The sequence below is a fragment of the Kribbella sp. CA-247076 genome, assembly GCF_050942445.1.
Classification (GTDB): domain Bacteria; phylum Actinomycetota; class Actinomycetes; order Propionibacteriales; family Kribbellaceae; genus Kribbella.
Window position 1 is genome coordinate 3,686,605 of record NZ_CP192051.1, and the last position, 19,005, is coordinate 3,705,609.

Here is a 19,005-nt window from a genome sequence, read left to right on the forward strand (position 1 = left end):
GGTGTTTACCTGTTGGTCATGAATGGTCTCGACTGTTGCGGCATGAGTACTCCTGATCTGGTGCGTGAGCTCGGGTTTCGTGTCCTCGACGAGGAGGACGACGACCCGGTGCTGCTGCGGGCCGACGGTACGCCGGTCGACACCTGGCGCGAGGGTTATCCGTACGGCGAACGCCTGCCGCGCGAGGTGTACGACCGGGACAAGCGGCTGCTGCAGATCGAGTTGCTCAAGCTGCAGTACTGGGTGAAGCGGTCGCAGCAGAAGCTGGTGATCGTGTTCGAGGGCCGGGACGCGGCCGGCAAGGGTGGCACGATCAAGCGGTTCATGGAGCACCTGAACCCCCGCGGCGCGCGGATCGTCGCGCTGGAGAAGCCGACCGAGCGCGAGCAGACCCAGTGGTACTTCCAGCGGTACGTCGAGCACCTGCCGGCCGCGGGGGAGATGGTGCTGTTCGACCGGTCCTGGTACAACCGCGCCTGCGTCGAGCGGGTGATGGGGTTCTGCAGCCAGGACGAGTACGAGGAGTTCATGCGGCAGGCGCCGGAGTTCGAGCGGATGCTGGTCCGGTCGGGGATCCGGCTGGTGAAGCTGTGGTTCTCGGTGTCCCAGGCCGAGCAGCAGACCCGGTTCACGATCCGGCAGATCGACCCGGTCCGGCAGTGGAAGCTGTCGCCGACCGACCTCGCCTCGCTGGACAAGTGGGCGGACTACACCGAAGCCAAGGAGGCGATGTTCCACTACACCGACACGCCGCACGCGCCGTGGACCGTTGTCAAGAGCAACGACAAGAAGCGGGCCCGGCTCGAGGCGATGCGGCACGTGCTGAGCCTGCACGACTACACGGACAAGGACCACGAGCTGGTGGGCCGTCCGGACCCGAAGATCCTCGGGCCGGCCGCCGAGGTCCTGGAGCACGGCGAGTCGGCGAACCGGGTGTTCCCGGTGCTCTAGTCGGACCCGGTCCGCTCACCGATCAGCGGCAGGTGCACGGTGAAGGTGGCGCCGTGTCCCGCAGTGTCGGTGACGACGACCCGGCCGCGGTGCGCGGCCACTAGGGCGGCCACGATCGACAGTCCCAGGCCGGAGCCTCCGGTCGCGCGGGTGCGGGCCGAGTCGGCGCGGTAGAAGCGCTCGAAGACGCGCGCCTTCTGCTCCCGGTCCAGTCCAGGACCGGTGTCACTCACCTCGAGGATCGCCTCGCCGCCGCGGGTGCCGACGGACACCGTGATCGGTGCCTCGACCGGCGTGTGGTGCAGCGCGTTGCTGACCAGGTTGCCGAGCACCTGACGCAGGCGCGCCTCGTCACCCGCGACCACCGGCGCCTCGGACACCGGCAGGATCTTCAGCGAGATGTCCCGGTCCGGCTGCACCGCCTGGGCGTTGTGCAAGGCATCGGCCGCGATCGGCAGCAGGTCGACCGGCTCGAGCTTCAGCGGGCGCTGCTGGTCGAGCCGGGCGAGCAGCAGCAGGTCGTCGACGAGCAGGCCCATCCGCTTGGCCTCGTCCTCGATCCGCCGCATGGTGTCCGGATCGGTGGCGCCGCCGCGCTGCCGCGCGAGCTCGGCGAACCCCCGGATCGACGTCAACGGCGTCCGCAGTTCATGGGAGGCGTCCGCGACGAATCTCCGCATCCGGTCCTCGGACTGCCGCGCCGCGTCCTCCGACCGGCGGGCGGCGTCCTCGGAACGGCGGGCGGCGTACTCCGACGCGGTGCGCTGGGCGAACGCCGTCTCGATCTGCCCGAGCATCTGGTTGAGCGCAACCGACAACCGCCCGACCTCGGTCCGCGGATCGCGTTGCGGGACCCGCCGGCTCAGATCGCCGCCCGCGATCGCGACCGCGGTGTGCTCGACGTCCTCGAGCCCGCGCAGACTGCGCCGTACGACGACGGTCCCGAGGCCGGCCAGCAGCACCAGCAGGATGACGCCGGCCGCGGCCTGGATCCCGACCAGGCCCTGGATCGTCCGGTCGACGTCCTTCAGGCTCTGGGCGACCATCATCGACCCCTTGCCGTTGTCGAGCGGTACGGCGAGCACCCGCCAGGTGGCTCCGCCGGACACCGCGTCGACGTCGAAGGCTTTCCCGTCGAGCGCCCGGACCTGGTTGAGGGTGAGGGTCGGCAGTTTCGGCAGCGGCTCGGTCTCGGCCAGCCGCGCACCGAACGGACCTTCGTCACTGCTGCCGTCGGAGTCGTTGAACTGGACCACGAACTGGCTCGGCAGCGGTCGCCTGGGCCCGGGCGGCAGCGGCCGCCGGTCGGCCGGGATCCGGTCGATCTGGACCGCGGTCTCCCGCAACTGCTGGTCCACGCGGTCGATCAGGAAGCCACGCATGATCGTCGTCGCCACCACGCCCGACGCGACCAGCGCCACCACCACCAGCGTCAGGAGTACGACGACGATGGTGATCCGCAGGGGATACCGGTCGGTGAAACGCCGGTGGCCGAGCTGCATCAGTTGGGCCCTCGTGGGGTCCGCAGGACGTAGCCGACGCCGCGGACGGTGTGCAGCAGCTTCTGGTCGCCGGTGTCGACCTTGCGGCGCAGATACGACATGTACGACTCGACCACGCCGGCGTCGCCGGCGAAGTCGTAGTTCCAGACCGCGGACAGGATCTGGCCCTTGGACATCACCCGCTCGGCGTTCTCGAGCAGGCAGCGCAGCAGCTTGAACTCGGTCAGCGAGAGCTGGACCGCCTGGCCGGCCTTGAAGACCTCGTAACTGTCCTCGTTCAGCTCCAGGTCGGCGTAGCGCAGTACGGCGGCCTCGGTCGCGGCCTGCTCGCGGTGACCGGAGCGCCGCAGCAGCGCGCGGACCCGGGCGACCAGTTCGTCCAGGCTGAACGGCTTGGTGACGTAGTCGTCGCCGCCGGTCTGCAGTCCGAGCACCTTGTCCTCGACCGCGTCGCGCGCGGTGAGGAACAGCACCGGTACGTGCCGGTCCTCACCGCGCAGCCGGCGGACCACCTCGAACCCGTCCAGGCCGGGCATCATCACGTCCAGCACGACCAGGTCGGGCTCCACCTCGCGCGCCTTGCGCAGCGCCTCGGCGCCGTGGGTCGCCGTACTCACGTCGTACCCGGCGAAGCGCAGACTCGCGGACAGCAGTTCGACGATGTTGGGCTCGTCGTCGACCACCAGCAGATGCGGGCTCATGCCCTCAGTGTGCCGGGCTCACCCGTGGGAAGCCTGGAAGCTTCCTGGCAATCGGCTGTGAGTCGCGATCGGCTGTGAGTCGTCAGCGCGGACCGCGGCCGAAGCCCCACTTCTCCCGGGCGGCCTCGCGGACCGTGCCGTCGTTGACCGACGTGGCGGTCGCCTTGCCGTCGGCCACCACCGCCGTGACCATGACGGTGTTGCCGGTCTTCACGTCGTCGATGCCGTCCCGGGCGGCGTTCACCAAGGTGTCCTCGGTCAGGGTGTAGGTCCGGCTGTAGCCGTCCTCGCTCTTCACCGTGAGCGACTCCGTGCTGACCGCGGTGACCTCGCCGCGCTGGGTGGCGACGGTCTGGTAGGTCCCGTCGTCCTTCTTGACCACGAACTCGCCGTGCAGCGCGCCGCCCAGGCCGAGCATGCCACGGTGTCCCGGACCGCCACGCTCACCCGGCTTGTCCGGAGTGGTCGACGGGGTGGACGGCGAGGCCGAGGGGGACGGCGTAGGGGCCGGGTCAGCGGTGCTCGAGGCCCACGCGACTCCGCCCGCCACTGTGGTGGCGACCACCGCCGCGGCCGTCCCGGCCAGCCGCCAGCGGTTCTCGATGAGCTTCTGGTACGACGCCATGCTGAATACCTTCCGTACTGCGTGCCAGGCCGAGCACCTGGCACTGGTTCTCTCACCCTGCACCGGCAACCTTGGACGAGGCTCCGGTGCGCCTGAGAAAACCCTGGCAATCGGCCCACCACGCAGGGTGGTCAGACCAGGAACAGCACGGCGACCAGCCAGACGGCCGCGGCGAGCGACGCGCCGATGAACTCGATCAGGATCGACAGCCCGGTCGCCCGGAGCGCGTGCTTGGTCGACGTCCAGGCGTGCTCGTGGGCGCCGAGCCGCTGCCGTTCGGACAGGTAGACCCCGAGCGGGAAGCCGACGAACATGCCGACCACCGGGATCACGAAGAACCCGACGATGCCGAGGACGACGCCGACGAACATCGACCGCCGGGGCACCCCGGACTCCCGGAGCCGTCGCTCCGGTACGACGTACTTGACCACCTGGCTGGCGCCGATCAGGACGACCGCGGCGGCCAGCACGGTCCACCCGGTGGCGCTCTGCACCTCCAGCGCCCAGATCAGGATCGCGGCCAGGCTCAGCAGCGCGCCGGGGAGGATCGGGATGACGATGCCCAGGATGCCGACGAAGATCGCCACCCCGACGAGGAACGTCGCAACACTGTTCACACGGCCACTCTGCCGCACAACCGGGCCCTTAGGGTGGGCACATGCCCCAGTTGCATGAACTCGTCACCGCGCTCGCCGCTCCCTGGGTGGTCCTGTCGCCGCGCTCCGGCCAGCTGACCGGCACCGGCGCCGAGGGGGTCTACGCGCAGGACCGGCGGATCCTGTCCCGGCTGACCGTCACGATCGACGGCGAGCCGCCGGTCCCGGTCCATGTCGACGAGCGCTCGGCCTCGGTGCACGAGTACGCCGCCGTCGTCGAGGGGCTGGGGGACGCGACCCGGCACGACCCGACCGTGACGCTGCACCGCACCCGCGAGCTCACCACCGCGGGCCTGACCGAGCGGATCCGGCTGGTGAACCGGTCCCGCGTGCCGGTCGAGTGCCGGCTGGACGTTGCCCTCGGCACCGACCTGGCCGGTACGGCGGCGGTCCGCAGCGGCGCCGCCGCCGACCTGCCCGAGCTCAGCCCGGTCGACGAGGGCTCCGGCCGCCTGCACTGGGACAACTCGGGGACCCGGGTGACCGCCCGCGCCGAGCCCGGCCTGAGTACGACGCCCCGGGTCGAGCCGGGGGAGGAGTTCGTCGTCACCGTCGAGATCACCGCCGACATCCCGAAGGGCGCGACCGGCTTCAGCATCGACCCGCCGGCCCGTCCGGCACGCTACGACCTCGGCATCGAGTGCGACGACCGGCGGGTGGACCGGTGGGTGACGCGGTCGCTCGACGACCTGCGGGCCTTGCAGCTCGGGGCCGGGGACGACCGGTACCTCGGTGCCGGCCCGCCCTGGTACCTGACGCTTTTCGGCCGCGACTCGCTGATCTCCGCCGGCATGCTGATCCCGGTCGACCCCGAGCTCGCCGCGGGTACGCTCCGCGCCCTGGCCGCCAGGCAAGGCACCCAGGTGGACCCGGAAACAGCCGAGCAGCCCGGCAAGATCCCGCACGAGCTGCGCGACGAGCTCGCCGACCACGGTGGCGGCCTGGTCCTGCCGCCGGTGTACTACGGGACGCATGACGCGACCCAGCTGTGGATCACCACGCTGCACAAGGCCTGGCGCTGGGGCATGCCGTCGGACCAGGTCCGCGACCTGCTGCCGAACCTGCGGCGAGCGCTGTCCTGGATGAAGGAGTACGGCGACCCGGACGACGACGGCTTCCTCGAGTACGTCGACGAGTCGGGTCATGGCCTGGCCAACCAGGGCTGGAAGGACTCGTTCGACGCGGTCCAGTGGCCCGACGGCACGCTGGCCGCGGCCCCGATCGCGCTGTGCGAGGTGCAGGGCTACGCGTACGCCGCCGCCGTCAGGGGAGCCGAGCTGCTCGAGGCGTACGGCGAGTCCGGCGACGAGTGGCGCGAGTGGGCCGCCGCCCTGCAGGAGCGGTTCCGCGACACGTTCTGGGTCGACGGCTACCCGGCCATCGCCCTGGACGGCGAGAAGAACCCGGTCGCCGGCCGGGCGTCGAACATGGGCCACCTGCTCGGCACCGGGCTGCTGGACGCCGAGGAGGAGCTGGCGGTCGCCGACGTACTCGCGGGAGACGACCTGGACAGTGGCTTCGGGCTGCGCACGTTGTCGACGGCAATGACCCGGTTCAACCCGCTCGGGTACCACACCGGCAGCGTCTGGCCGCACGACACCGCGATGACGATCGAGGGCCTGTTCGCGACCGGACACGCTGCCCGCGCGTCGTCGTACGCCGCGGGGCTGATCCGGGCCGCGGAAGCCTTCGAGTACCGGCTGCCCGAGCTGTTCGGCGGGCGGGGTCTGCAGGAGGAGTCGACCCCGACGCCGTACCCGTTGTCGTGCCGTCCGCAGGCGTGGGCGGCGGCTTCGGCGGTCGCGGTCGTGGTGGCGGCGCTGGGGATCGAGCCGGACGTGCCCGGTGGCACCCTCGTGCTGAACCCGGCGGACTCGATGCCGTGGAAGGCGCTCAAGCTCACCGGACTGCGGCTGGGAGACGGCCGTTTGTCCGTCCACTGGCAGGGCGGGAACCTGACAGTGCTGGAGGCCCCGAAGGACCTCCAGCACTGACCGCCCCGTCAGTTGGCCGGTGTCAGCGTCCAGCGTTGGCAGGTGCCGTTCCAGTACGGCCACGTGATGACGTCTGCACCGGCGAGCGCACTGCAGCCGGCCACGTCCATCGATCGCCCGGACTTGTTCTGCAGGATGCTCCAGGACCCGCCGGCGGCGGGTTCGATCCGCCAGGACTGGCAGTCGGCCGAGTCGTTCGGCGTGATCGGTAGCACTGGTGACCCGTTGCTGCCGGGACAGCCCTCGACGTCGACGTTCTTCTGCGAGTTCGGGTCGTGGATCTGGTAGACGTCGTCACCCTTCGGGACGATCTGCCAGCGCTGGCACGGACTGCCCGCCACCCACTGCCACGTGCGGATGTCCGTGCTCGCCGGATTGGTGCCGCAGTCCTTGATGTCGAGCACGTGGCCGCCGCGGACGGACGCGACCTTGTACCGGCCGCTCAGCGTCTGGCCGGTGAACGCGGGCCGCAGGATCCACTGCTGGCTGGCGTCCGCCGTACAGGTCTGCTGCACGACCGGCACCGCGTCACCGAGCGAGCCGCCCCGGACCGCCGCACACTTGCCGCTGTGCGCGAACCGGAGCCGGACGACGGTGTCGTAGCTGCTGCCCTCCAGGTACTCGACCGTCAACTGCTGGTTGCCGGTCCCCACGCACGGCCACTGGAGCAGGGGTACGTCGTCGCCCAGCAGCCGGTCGTCGACGTCGAGGCAGCGGGCCTTGCCGTCGCCGTTGGCACCGTTGCCGTGGACGGTGTGCACCTCGAACTGCTCGGTGCCGGCGATCTGCGCGAGCCGGAACCGCTGCTGGATGTTGCCGTTGCAGGTGTACTGGTGGATCGGCGCCGCGTCGGCCTGACTCGCTCCGGGCACGTCCAGGCACTTGCTGCTGTGCCGGGCGACCAGTTCGTAGGCGCGGTTGTCGATGTCGAACCGCGGCCCGGTCGTCGCACCCACGCTCTCCTCACGCCATCCCGTCGACGGCGCCGCGAACGACGTACCGCTCGAGGTCAACGTAGAGACGTCGCGTCCACCACCGTCGAGCGCGTACACCAGGGCGACGTCGTCCTTGCGGTCCCCGGTGTAGTCCCCGGCGCTGAGCGCGGCCTTGGCCGGGTCGAGGGCTCCCCGGAACCACTCCGACTCCGCCATCGCCGTACCGCTCGAGGTGAACACGCGCAGGCCGAGGTCGGTCTGGCCGTGCTCGTACATCGCGACGAGGTCGTCGCGGTTGTCGCCGTTGACGTCGGCGACGACCGGCTTGCTCTTCTCCCAGCAGTACGGCCCTTCGTAGAAGGTGACCGGGGTGGTCGCGAACGACGTACCGGCCGACTTCCGCACGGTGACCCGGGTCCGGCACGCGCCGAGGTTGGTCATGTCGACGAGGTCGTCCTTGCCGTCGGCGTCGACGTCCGCGAGCAGGGGAGCACTCCGGTACCACTCACCCGACCCGGCCGCGGTGCTGACCCACTGCACCGGTGTACCGAGGTTGCCGCCACGGAACACCAGCACGCGCCAACTGCCGTTGCCGTTGTCGAGTTGTACGGCGATGTCGTCCTTGGCGTCCCCGTCGACGTCACCGGCGAAGATCCGCGCACCGCTCAGCGGCCAGCCCGCCGAGCCGCTGTGCCAGACCGGCTGCGACGGCGTGTCGTACCGGTTCCCGTCGGACTTCAGCAGGTACGCCGCGATCCGCCGGCCGGCCTCCTCGCGGAACAGCACGAGGTCCGCCCGCTGGTCACCGTCGAAGTCACCCTGGACGGGCCGGGTCCGGTAGAGCGCGAATCCGCCGTTCTCACCCGAGTCCCAGGCGAACGTGCCGGTCTGCAGCCCACCGGGCTTCGACAGCACGTTCCACACGCCGGTGCGACCCCAGCCGTGGTCGAGTACGGCGCTGATGTCCGCGCGACCGTCGCCGTTGATGTCACCGCGAACCCGCGGGATCGGCTGCGGGTTGTCGGAGGCGATCAGGTCGTACGCCGGGCTGACAGTGCTCGCGTTACCGGCTCGATCCACCGCCCGGACGAACAGGCGCCCCTGTGGTCCGGTCACCGGATCCGGCCACACCGTCACCGGCAACTGCGCGGTCCCGTCGGGGCGGGCCTTGATCCGCGACAGCACCTTGTCCTGCTGGAAGCCGTACAGGTACTCCGCGACGTCCGTGTCCGACCCACCTGGTCGCAGGGTCACCACACCCGTGGTCCGCGCCGGGATCCCGGGTTCGCCCTCAGGTGGGAAGTCGGTCGATGCCAACTGCGGCACCGACGGCCGGGTCGCGTCGAGTATGAAGTAGCAGCGGGCGCTCTCCGGACCAAACTCGATGCCGTCGTTGGCCACGTTGTCGTTGCTGCTGGCCACGTAGTAGTACGCGACACCAGCGGCGAGCGCGGTCGGCGGCAGCTGCGGCCAGGCGAACGCGGCACCGGACGTCGTCGTACTGGACAGTGACTGGTAGGCGACCGCCCCGGTGTCTGCGCGGTGGATGGACAGCCGGGTGGTGAGGTTGTCGTTGTCCGGGTCGCTGGCGACCGCTGCGAACGTCGGCGGGGTCAGGCCGCTGACCAGGGTCGGCTCGCTCGCGGTGCCGCACGGACGTGGCCGGGAGAAGTTCACCTTGACCGGGCTGCGCGGCGCGTTGTTGTAGCTGACCACCAGCGCCGCGGTGTTCGGGTGGAACTTCTTCCACTGGTACTTGTTGCCCTCGTCCTTCGCCCGCAGCCCGAACGTCGCCGTTCCCGCGCGGGCGTCGGCGACACCCTGCATCACCGTCTTCACCTTGTCGCTGGTGAACCGCATGGCCATGTCTGGCTGGCCACCGTTCGTCCACGCGTTCCCGCTGGCTTCGGCGAGCTCCCGGATCCAGTGACCCGGCACCGAGTTGTTCCAGGTCAGCGGCTGGCTCGCGTCGATCGCCTTGGTGTGCCACAGCATGGCCGGTGTCGGACTGCCCGACGGCGAGTGGTTGAGCACGATGTCGAAGGCGGCGGACACGACGGTGGAACCGGCCAGCGCCTCGGTCCGGAACTGGAAGTACGACCGGTACCGGACGGCAAGGTCCCACGACAGCCCGACTTTCGCCCCTTCGGCCCGGTCGAAGTTCCAGTACGACTGACCCGGCGCCATCTGGTTGACGTGCGTCCACAGCTGATGGCCGGCCGACCAGGACGGGTCGACGTACACCGGGAACCGGGTCGCGGGCGACGTCAGCAGCGCCCGGTCCGGTACGACGCTGAGTCCGCCGGCCGTCCGCGTGGTCGGGATTGTCACCTGCCTCGAGTCCTGGGAACCGCTGTGCCGGACCGCCTCCGGCGCACCGGTGCTGTCCCACATCACCGCCTTGTCCGCGGCGAACACCGCGGCACCGGTGGAGTCGAGGGCGACCGTCGAGCCGTCCGGCCGGGTCCCGACCCGCAGACCCGTGGTGGCGATACCGAAGTCGACCCGCTCCAGTCGCTGTGCCGCCGCCCGGGTCTTCACCACCAAAACTTGCGCGAACCCGTCGGCCTCGGCCCGCAGCTTCAGGTCGACACCGGGAAACACCTCCGGGTACGTCGCCGTGGCGCCGTCCAGGACGGGCCGCGGCAGCTCGGCCGGCCAGCTCATCCGGAGCTGTCGTCTGCTGGTGCCTAGGGCAACGAGTGCGCGATCGCCGCCCCCGGAGAAGACGAGCTCGGTGACCGTCGCCTCCGGCCGGACCGTCCCGTCCGCCTGCATGCGCAGCGTGGTGTCGACCGGGACCCAGCCCTTTCCGCGTCTGACCCGGACCGGTGCCGGGTGGGCGACCAGCGTGCGCAGGCCGGACGGTTCGGCGTACACCTCACTGCTCTCGGTTCGCAGCTCAGGCAGCTCGACCCGCTCCTTGGGCGGTGCGGGGTCCGCCACCTGCGCCACGACGGGACCGGCGTGGACGATCGGGACGGCCAGGAGGAGTGCGAGGGCGCCGGTGAGCAGCCCACGTCGCCTGCTCACAGACCCCACCCCTCGAAGATGTCCAGGATCCGTTGGATCAGCTGGCCGCCGGGGACGCGGGCTCCGCCAGGAGCCTGCGTGCGGAAGTCCTTGCTGTCGTAGGGCCCCCTCCACTTCGGGGTTCCGTCCGGGTACTGCGTCGGGTGCGGATCGACCTCCTCGACGGTGCCGGGCACCCACTCGTCCGGGTTGTACGGGTCCAGGAACTCCTTGAACATCTCCCGCAGCTGCCGGTCCCGCTCGCCCTGGCGGCGTATCTGCTGTATCTCCTCTTCGGACAGCTTGCGATACTTGTTCTTCGTGTCCGCGGCTTTGCCACGCGACGACGGCTTGTCGGACTTGCCCTTCGACGTCTTCGGTTTCTGCGGCTTGGTCGTTCGGGGTTTCTGTGGTTTCGGTGCCGGCTTGGGCGGTTTCGCCTTCGCCACGTCGGGTTTGCGCACCGGTTTGCGGACCTTGTCGGCGATCTTCTTGTAGATCCACTTGATCCGGTTGACGATCTTGACCTCGAACCGGGTCTCCCGTTTGGCGACCACCTTGATCACGGTCTTGGTGTGCTCCACCCAGCGAACCACCTGCCGGGTGACCTTCTCCCACAGCCAGAGCAGGAAGTTCCAGACCGTCTCGACGATCGTCTCGATCACCTTGACCAGGAACTTCACGATCTCGACCAGCAGCAGGTAGACGATCACCGCGATCACGGCGACGACGACCACCGGGATGACGACCGGGATCGCGATCACGGCCGCCCGGCCGTCGGAGTCGGCGAAGGTGACCGGGTTGTTGTTCGCGTAGGCGTACCCGTTCAGCTGCTGCGGATCGTCGGGGTCGATCACCGGATCGACCGAGATGAACCGCCCGATCGTCGGGTCGTACTCCCGCGCGCCCAGATGGACCAGCCCGGTCCCGGGATCCTCGGTGCCCTTGTGGAAGCCGCGTTGTCCCGGCCAGTCGGCCGGTGCGGCTCCGCGGACCTCGCCGTACGGCGTGGTGCGGCGGCGCTGGACCGACTGGTTCGAGGCGTCCACGGCGATCGTGGGCGTGCCGTGCAGGTCGGTCAGCAGCCAGCTGAGCTTGCCGTTCGTGCGCACGGCCACGACGTCCTCGCCGAACGTGTAGTACCTGGTGCCGTGCAGTTGACCGTCGGTGCCGAGGAGGATCTCGGTCTCGCCGAGGTAGAGCGTCGTACCGGTGCCGTCGCGTCTGAGCAGCCGGTTGCCGTCGCCGTCGTCCACGAACGAGGTGCCCTTGCTGGTGCTCTCGAGCTTGCTCTCGTTGTTCCAGGTCAGCGTCTCGGTGGAGCCGCCCTCGGTTCGGGTGGTGAGGTTGCCGGTGGCGTCGTACCCGAAGCTCTTGGTCGACGTGCCGGCCGGGCCGGTGGTGGTGACGCTCTTCAGCGTGTTGGGCTGTGCCGGGCCGCCGTACGCGTAGGTGCTGGTTGTGGTCGCGCCGGTCGGTGTCACCTTGCGTTCGGTCTGCCGGTTGCCGACCTTGTCGAACGTCCAGCTGTGCCAGTACGGCGCCGGTCCGCCGAGGCCGGCGGCGGTCGGGACGGCCTCGCAGTCACCGGACGACGGCGTCCAGGCCTCGGTCAGCCGGCGCTGGTAGTCGTAGCCGAAGCACTGCGTGTCCGTCGGCTCGCCGGTGGTCGACGACGGCGTGTCGGTGATCTTCTCGATGTTGCCCGCCGGGTCGTACGCGTACTGCGTGTCCGAGATCCGTCGCGGCGAGGTCTCGCGGTCGGTGACGACTCGTGTCAACCGGCGCGTGCCGTACTCGTACTCGAACCGCTGCTGCACCCAGCGGCCACTGTCGGCCCCGAGCGTCAGCACGTCGGTCTCCTCGAACGGCGTGTACGTGTTGTTCCGGACGTAGCTGCCGAGCTCACTGCTCAAAGTGGTGGGCAGACTCTGGTCGTTGTAGCCGATCGACAGCGTCTCCGCGGCCAGGTCACCGGCCTTGGGCAGGCTCCGCGTGGCCACCTTGCCGTCGTCGGTGTAGGTCTGGCTGACGGTGTGCGTGCCGGCGAGCTTGCCTTCACTCGAGGGCAGCGTGACCGACTGCCCCTTGGGCCGCCCAGCCTCGTCGTAGCCGGTGACCGCGGTCGTGTAGGCCTTGCCGTTCACCCAGCGGGTGGTGGAGGTCGGCTTGCCCGCGGACAGCGTGTCGTAGGTCCACTCGATCTGCACCGGCCCGGTCACCGAACCACTGCGCTGCGTCTTCCGTCGTCCGAGGTCGTCGTAGGTGTACGCCGTGGTGACACCCTTCGCGTCCGTGGTCGTCTCGATCTGGTCCACGCTGTTGTAGGTGTACGTCGTCGTACCCCGGTCGGGATCGGACTCGACCGTCCGGCGGCCGCGGACGTCGTACTGGTAGCTCCAGACGTTGCCGGCGGGGTCGGTCAGCGACTTCAGCTGACCGAGCGGGGTGTAGGTGTACTTGGTGCTGTCGTAGCCGCCCGACCAGGTCTCGCCGTGGTAGTGGCGTAGCTCGGTCAGCCAGCCGCGGGCGTCGGTGATCCGGGTCGTGGGCGCCTGGCCCTGCGGCGGGTCGATGCTCTGCCGGGTGGCCGTGACCTGGTGACCGGTCCGGTACCGCTCCTGCCCCTCGGACCGGAAGATCTGTGCGGTCGGGCGCTCGGCGCCGTCCCAGACCGTGACCTCCTGCTTCGGTACGACGGCGTCGTCGACGTACAGGATCTCCTGGCTCGGCGGGCCCTCGGCGTAGTACGGACCGGACAGGATGCTCTGCTTGCCGCGGCTGTCGTAACGGTAGTCGGTGACGAGTCGTCCACCGGCCGGTGTGGCCTCCTGGGTCTGGCGGAGCCGTTGCAGGCCGTCGTACAGCTCGTAGACGACGTCGTAGCGGTTGTCGCCGAGCCGAGTCTTGGTGACGACCGCGGACGAGGCGTCGCCGCGCAGCAGGTACTCGAATTCGACGTCGGCCGGGCTGGTGGCCTTCGGGTGACCCGGGTTCCAGACCTTCGCGGTCCGGCCGAGCGGGTCGAGCGCGGCCTCGGCACGGGTGCCGTCCGCCTGGGTGGTCGCGATCTGCTCACCCCAAGCCGGCTCGTACTCCTCGCTCGCCTGCAACCCGTTGGGAGCGGTCTCGGTCATCTTCGTCACCGGACCGTACGACGGTGTGAACGACGTCCGCACGGTCTGGTTCAACGCGTTGCTCATGCTGGTCCGCCGGCCGTACTCGTCGTACGTCGCAGTGAACACCGTCTCGTACGTCGGCTTGCCGGCGCTGTCGAAGCCGGACAGCCGCTCGCCCTTCGTCGGCACGCCCCGGGTCGGTGCCGCCGTGTGCGAGGTGGCGCCGTCGTAGTACATCCGCTCGTCGCTCAGGACCTGCGTGTTCGTCCACGTCTTGTCACAGCCGACGGCGACGGTCTGCTCACGCGCCTGGAGCTCCTGCAGTCCGGTCGCCGCGTTCTCGGTGTACTCGTACCGCGTGCAGGTGTCGTCGTTGGCCGTCGTGGTGTCGTTGCCGTGGTGTTTCCACACCAGCCGGCCCTTGGCGTCGTACTCGTGCTGGTTCGTGACGTTCAGCGTGCCACCGTCGATCGACTGGTACTGCTTCACCCCCTTCTGCCCGGTGAGGTACGCGTACCGGGTGCCCCACGGCCGGGTCTCGACCGCGGTCGGCTCCGGCGAACGCCAGTAGTCGTTGATGGTCTTGTTCACGATCGACGTGCCGGCGAACGTCAACTGCTCGCGGACCTGGCCGGAGAACTCGTCCAGGTCGTCGACGGCCGTCCCGGTCGAGTCGGTGATCTTCACGTCCCGCGGCGTACCGTCGGCCTTCCGGTCACCGTGCATGCCCCGGTAGTAGAGCGTCTCGGTCACCGACCGGGTCTCGTTGGCGGCGCCCTTGGTCACCCGCACCTTCCCGTACCCACGCCACTGGTTCCAGGTGTGCGTGGTCGTGTCGGCGAGTCCGTCCTGCTCGTTGTAGTGCCAGGCCGGCGTGCTCAGGTACTCGACCTTGCTGGTCACCGGCACGGGCGCGGCCGGCACGCTCGTGGCCGCGCTCCGGTCGGTCTCGGTCGCCTCGGTCACGACGTACTTGTGGAACCAGTCCTGCCGCTCGCCCTGGTCCGGCGGCGTCCATCGTTGTGGGTGGCAACGACGGTTGTTGTCGGCCGGGTTCGGCAGGCTGCCCGCGGTGCAGTCCTTGGGGGAGTAGGTGACGGCCAGGTCGCCACCGGTCCCGTACTTCACCGCGCTGACGCGGTACCAGACCATGCTCGGCAGGTTCGGGTTCGCCGGGTCGACGCGGTTGTCCAGACCGACCCCGTCGAAGTTGGTCTCCGGCATCTGCAGGTCGCCACCGACCAGACCGGTCTGCGTGACCGCCTCCAGCCACAGCGCCCGGCCGGTGGTCGCGCCGTTGGTGTACTCGTGCCGCAGCGACCACGACTGCACGTCGGTGAACGCCGTACCGCGCAGCACCTGCGTGGTCACCTTGCTCAACCGCTTCTGGCTCCAGAACGTCGGGTTGAAGTGGTTGTTGCAGTTCGTCGTACTCGTGCAGTTCAGGTCCCACGGCGTGTCCGGGTACGACGCCGGCTGCGACGGACCGCAGCCGACGCCCACGCACCGCTCCACGGTCGTGAACAGCACCTTGCCGACCGGGCTCTGGGTGTAGACCTGGCCGTCACGCTGGCCGTACTCGATCCGGTTCAGCGTGCTGTTGCGCACGTACTCGCTCACCGTCGTCGCGGTCATGTTCCGCGCGTAGCGGTTCGTCTCGACGTCGTAGTACAGGCTCATGGTGTTGCCGTGCCGGTCGACCACGTAGTCGAGGTTCCAGCGGTAGGCCTGCTGGCACCACGAGTCCGCGAACGCCGGCTTGTTGCACTGCTCACCGTTGTTGTTGCCGTACACCGGCATCGTCATCGTGGACCGGGTCTCCGGCTTGCCGGACGACCAGCCGGGCAGGCGGTTCCGGCCGAAGTAGTACTTGGTCCCGTCCTTGGCCGTGACGCGCCAGTACTCACCCTTCTCCGCGGCCAGCAGACCCTGGTCGCCGTTGGCCGTTCCCCACAGCTTCTCGACCACGGTGCCGTCGTCGCCACGCAGGCGCCACGTCTCCGACGTACTCGTCCTCGACACCAGGAAGAGGTCACCGGACTTGCCGCTCATCGACAGGTTGGCGTTCTCGCTGGCGAAGCACAGGTCGCCGGTCTTGCGGGAGCCCTGGTTGCCGGCATCCTTCGAACAGCTCTTGTAGCGCCGCTCGATCGCCCCGGCGCCGGCGATGTCGAACCCCTGGCCGACCACGGAGACCTGGTTGTTCGTTGCCGACGTCAACCCGTCCAGGGACGAGGACGAGTACTGCAATGCGACCGTCGGTTGCGGACCGCCCATTCCCGGCGGCGCGTCCATCGGCAGCTGCCACTCGAACGCACCCGACTGCCCGCCGATGCTCCACTTCGATGAACCACCCGACGAGTCGCCCTTGCCGAAGTCGCCGCCGCCACCCGACGACGCGGCCGCCATCCGTAGCGCCTTCGGCTGCGCGTCGACGGCCACCTCGGCCTGCAGCGTGCCGTCACCCCTGTTGCTAGTGGCAACAGGCTGACCGGTCTTCGCGTCGTACAACCGCAGCCGGTTCGCCCAACCGCCGCCGTAGGTGTCGCGGAACGCCGAGTAGTCCACGGTCAGCGTGACCCGGCCCGCGGCCTTGACGCCGTCGCTACGGCGGACGTCGAACACCAGCGCGTCCCCACGTCGCCCCTCGACGGACACCCTGACCTTCGACGGTCCCGTACGTACGCCGCTCTCCACGAACCGCTGGGTCGCGTCTGAGCCCGGACCGACCCAGACCGGGAGGTCACCGACTCGCTGCTTCACCTGCGGGGGTTTGCTGCCCATCACGGCGTTCCAGCGACTGACCGACGTACCGTGCCCGGGCGCCGGAACCGCGGCCTCGGCAACACCCGGCGACGGCCACGTGAGCCGTGGCGTGTGCGGTTTGGTCGCATCGACCACCGCCGGGTCGGCCGACGTGGCGGCCGGTTTGGCCTCGACACCGCGGACCGGCTTGTCCCGCCGCAGCTCGATGTCTTTGTCCCGCGGGCCGGCCGCCGCGGCCGCGGTCAGGCCGTGGTGCTGGTCCCCGAGGATCAAGGCGATCCCGACCAGGGTCGCGATGCCGGTGTGCAGGCTCCTGCGGACGAGCCGGCGTCTGCGGAGTACCTGGGGTGAAGACTGTGGTGGGGATTGGGGCGACACCGGCGTGGCGGTCATCGGGATCTCCTCGCTGACAGGGCGTGAGCACAGCGTGGATGAGGAGACCGCCACCCGCGACCGTTTCTACCGCGGTCGAATACCGCCCGTTGTGAAAGCGATCTGAAAGCCCGGCATGCTGTCCTGGAAGGAACTGTGCACGGTCAGATCGTCAGCACGGCGGCGGTTGCGAGGGTCAGGTAGACGGCAGCGACGATGCGGTTGCGCCAGGGGCTGGTGGTGCGGACCGAGCGGACGCGGCGGCCGATCGCGTCGGCTCCGACGGCGTAGCAGAGGTCGAGCACGAGCCCGATGACGAGCGCGCCGGCGCCGAGCAACAGCATCTCGGTGCGCAACTGGTCGGGACCGGCGTCGCGGCTGGTGAACTGGGGGAGGAAGGCGAGGAAGAACAGCGCCGCCTTGGGGTTGAGCAGGTTCACCACCACACCGTCGCGGAAGATCCGGCCGAGCGGCGCGGGCGGGACTCCACCGGCGGGCTCGGAGGTCGATGCCTTCAGCATCTTCACGCCGAGGAACGCCAGGTAGAGCGCGCCGGCCACGGTGATCGCGGTGAAGAGCGCCGGCGACGCCTTGACCACGGTCGCCAGGCCCATCGCGGCGACCACGACGTACACCAGCGTGCCGGTCTCGATCGCCAGTGCGGAGACCACGCCGGCCCGCCGTCCCTGGGTGAGACTGCGGAGCGAGATGTAGAGGTTGTTCGGCCCCGGCATTCCCACCAGCAGCACCGTCGTACTGGCGAATCCCAGTAGCTGCGCGATCCCCATGATCTCTCTCCCTCTCGAACTGGACTGCCTTGTGGTACTAGCCTGGCCGCGCGTGAAGCAGTCCACCCGAGCCAATAGGGGGAGAAGTGGACCGTTCTGCAGACGCGGCCGTCCTGGCGGACCTGATCGGCGGCCGGCTCACCGGCCGCAGTGGCGGCCTGTACCGCCGGCTGGCCGACGTGATCGCCTCGTTGATCGGCTCGGCCGAGCTCCCGGTCGGCGCCCGCCTGCCCGCCGAACGCCGGCTCGCCGAGGCCCTCGCGGTCAGCCGGTCCACCGTCGTCGCGGCGTACGACGAGCTCCGCGCCCGCGGCCTGGTGGAAAGCCGCCGGGGGAGCGGTACGACGATCGCGCGGTCCGCGAGCCGGGGTCGTTCACGAGCGGACAAGCGCATGCCGGCCGGGTACGGCGAGTCGTTGTTCCACCGGATCGCGGTCGGGCCGGGCGAGGTCATCTCGCTCACGTACGCCGTCGACCCCGGGCTGCCGGAACTGACCGACGAGCTGGTCGAGCTGGCGACCAGCGACCTGCCGACCCTGCTCGACGACGTCGGCTACCACCCGCGCGGACTGCGGGTGCTCCGTGAACGGATCGCGGACCACTTCGACGAGTCCGGGCTGCCGACGTCACCCGAAGAGATCGTCGTCACCACGGGCGCGCATCAAGCGATCGCTCTGGTCACCCAGATGTACCTGCGGACCGGTGCGGCCGTGGCCATCGAGCAGCCGAGCTGGCCGGGATGCTTCGACCTGTTCGGGGCGGCCGGCGGGCGCGTGGTCGGCGTACCGCTGGACGACGCGGGGATCCGGCCGGACCTGCTGACGGCGGCGTTCACCGAGCACCAGCCGGCACTGCTGTTCGTGATGCCGACGTTCCACAATCCGACCGGGCGGCTGATGTCGGCGAACCGGCGGCGGCAGGTCGCCGAGCTGGCCGCCAAGTACGGCGTGGTGATGGTCGAGGACAACGCGTACTCGGCCTGGGATCCGGCCGGACCGGCGATCCCGGCGCCGCTGGCGGCGTACGCGCCGGACGGGGCCGAGGTGCTGACGATCGGGTCGGTGTCGAAGGCGGTGTGGGGTGGGCTGCGGATCGGGTGGATCCGGGCCACGCGGCCGCTGGCCGAGCGGCTCGCGCGGCACAAGGCGTTGGCCGACCTCGGCAGTCCGGTGATCGATCAGGCGCTGACCGCGCGGCTGCTGCCACGGCTGGGGGAGTTGACCGCGGCACGGGGCCGGGTTGCCTCGGCGCGGCGGAAGCTGATGGGTCAGTTGCTGACCGAGCGACTGCCGACGTGGGAGTGGTCGGAGCCCGAGGGCGGGTCGGCGTTGTGGATCCGGCTGCCCGAGACGGACGCGCGGGTGTTCGCCCAGGTCGCGCTGCGGCACGGGGTCGAGGTGGTGGCGGGGCGGGCGATGGATCCGACCGGGGCGCACGACGACTACCTGCGGGTCCCGTTCGCCTACCCGGAGCCGATCCTCGACGACGCCGTCGACCGGTTGGCCCGGGCCTGGCACGAACTACGCCGCCACGGCCCCCCACCCGCCGTACCCATGGTCTGAGAGCCCCACATGGTCCAAGACC

General features: G+C 69.9%; 10 protein-coding genes. 3 read left to right on the plus strand and 7 right to left on the minus strand.

Annotated features, from left to right (window positions below; genetic code table 11):
• Positions 1 to 42 precede the first annotated feature (42 nt).
• On the plus strand, positions 43 to 951 hold the full coding sequence (gene ppk2, locus ACQPYZ_RS17540; protein ID WP_433169463.1) for a polyphosphate kinase 2: 909 nt from the start codon (positions 43 to 45) through the stop codon (positions 949 to 951).
• On the opposite strand, the gene ACQPYZ_RS17545 is transcribed toward ppk2, so the two are convergent.
• From ACQPYZ_RS17545 to ACQPYZ_RS17560, 4 genes are all read right to left on the minus strand, one after another.
• Positions 948 to 2,453, minus strand: a complete 1,506-nt coding sequence (locus ACQPYZ_RS17545; protein WP_433169465.1) for a sensor histidine kinase — start codon at positions 2,451 to 2,453, stop codon at positions 948 to 950. The two genes, ppk2 and ACQPYZ_RS17545, sit on opposite strands and share 4 nt — an antisense overlap.
• Positions 2,453 to 3,154: a response regulator transcription factor gene (locus ACQPYZ_RS17550; protein WP_433169467.1), complete on the minus strand. Its 702-nt coding sequence runs from the start codon at positions 3,152 to 3,154 to the stop codon at positions 2,453 to 2,455. Before ACQPYZ_RS17550 ends, ACQPYZ_RS17545 begins: the two co-directional genes overlap by 1 nt.
• Positions 3,155 to 3,236: 82 nt before the next feature.
• Positions 3,237 to 3,779, minus strand: a complete 543-nt coding sequence (locus tag ACQPYZ_RS17555) for a hypothetical protein (protein WP_433169469.1) — start codon at positions 3,777 to 3,779, stop codon at positions 3,237 to 3,239.
• Between the two features lie 131 nt (positions 3,780 to 3,910).
• Entirely contained in the window at positions 3,911 to 4,396 is a 486-nt protein-coding gene (locus ACQPYZ_RS17560; RefSeq protein WP_433169471.1) for a DUF456 domain-containing protein, read from the minus strand.
• 41 nt (positions 4,397 to 4,437) lie between these two features.
• Between ACQPYZ_RS17560 and ACQPYZ_RS17565 the strand changes: the two genes are divergently transcribed.
• The gene (locus ACQPYZ_RS17565; RefSeq protein WP_433169474.1) at positions 4,438 to 6,429 is read left to right on the plus strand and encodes an amylo-alpha-1,6-glucosidase; all 1,992 of its coding nucleotides are present in this window, start codon (positions 4,438 to 4,440) and stop codon (positions 6,427 to 6,429) included.
• An 8-nt stretch (positions 6,430 to 6,437) separates the two neighbouring features.
• Here ACQPYZ_RS17565 and ACQPYZ_RS17570 read toward each other — a convergent pair whose 3' ends face one another.
• From ACQPYZ_RS17570 to ACQPYZ_RS17580, 3 genes are all read right to left on the minus strand, one after another.
• On the minus strand, positions 6,438 to 10,397 hold the full coding sequence (locus ACQPYZ_RS17570) for an RICIN domain-containing protein (protein WP_433169476.1): 3,960 nt from the start codon (positions 10,395 to 10,397) through the stop codon (positions 6,438 to 6,440).
• Positions 10,394 to 16,654, minus strand: a complete 6,261-nt coding sequence (locus ACQPYZ_RS17575) for an RHS repeat domain-containing protein (RefSeq protein ID WP_433169478.1) — start codon at positions 16,652 to 16,654, stop codon at positions 10,394 to 10,396. Before ACQPYZ_RS17575 ends, ACQPYZ_RS17570 begins: the two co-directional genes overlap by 4 nt.
• A 143-nt stretch (positions 16,655 to 16,797) precedes the next feature.
• The gene (locus ACQPYZ_RS17580; RefSeq protein ID WP_433169480.1) at positions 16,798 to 17,421 is read right to left on the minus strand and encodes a LysE family translocator; all 624 of its coding nucleotides are present in this window, start codon (positions 17,419 to 17,421) and stop codon (positions 16,798 to 16,800) included.
• A gap of 86 nt (positions 17,422 to 17,507) precedes the next feature.
• Here ACQPYZ_RS17580 and ACQPYZ_RS17585 point away from each other — a divergent pair, with 86 nt between their 5' ends.
• The gene (locus tag ACQPYZ_RS17585; protein WP_433169482.1) at positions 17,508 to 18,983 is read left to right on the plus strand and encodes a PLP-dependent aminotransferase family protein; all 1,476 of its coding nucleotides are present in this window, start codon (positions 17,508 to 17,510) and stop codon (positions 18,981 to 18,983) included.
• Positions 18,984 to 19,005 lie beyond the last annotated feature (22 nt).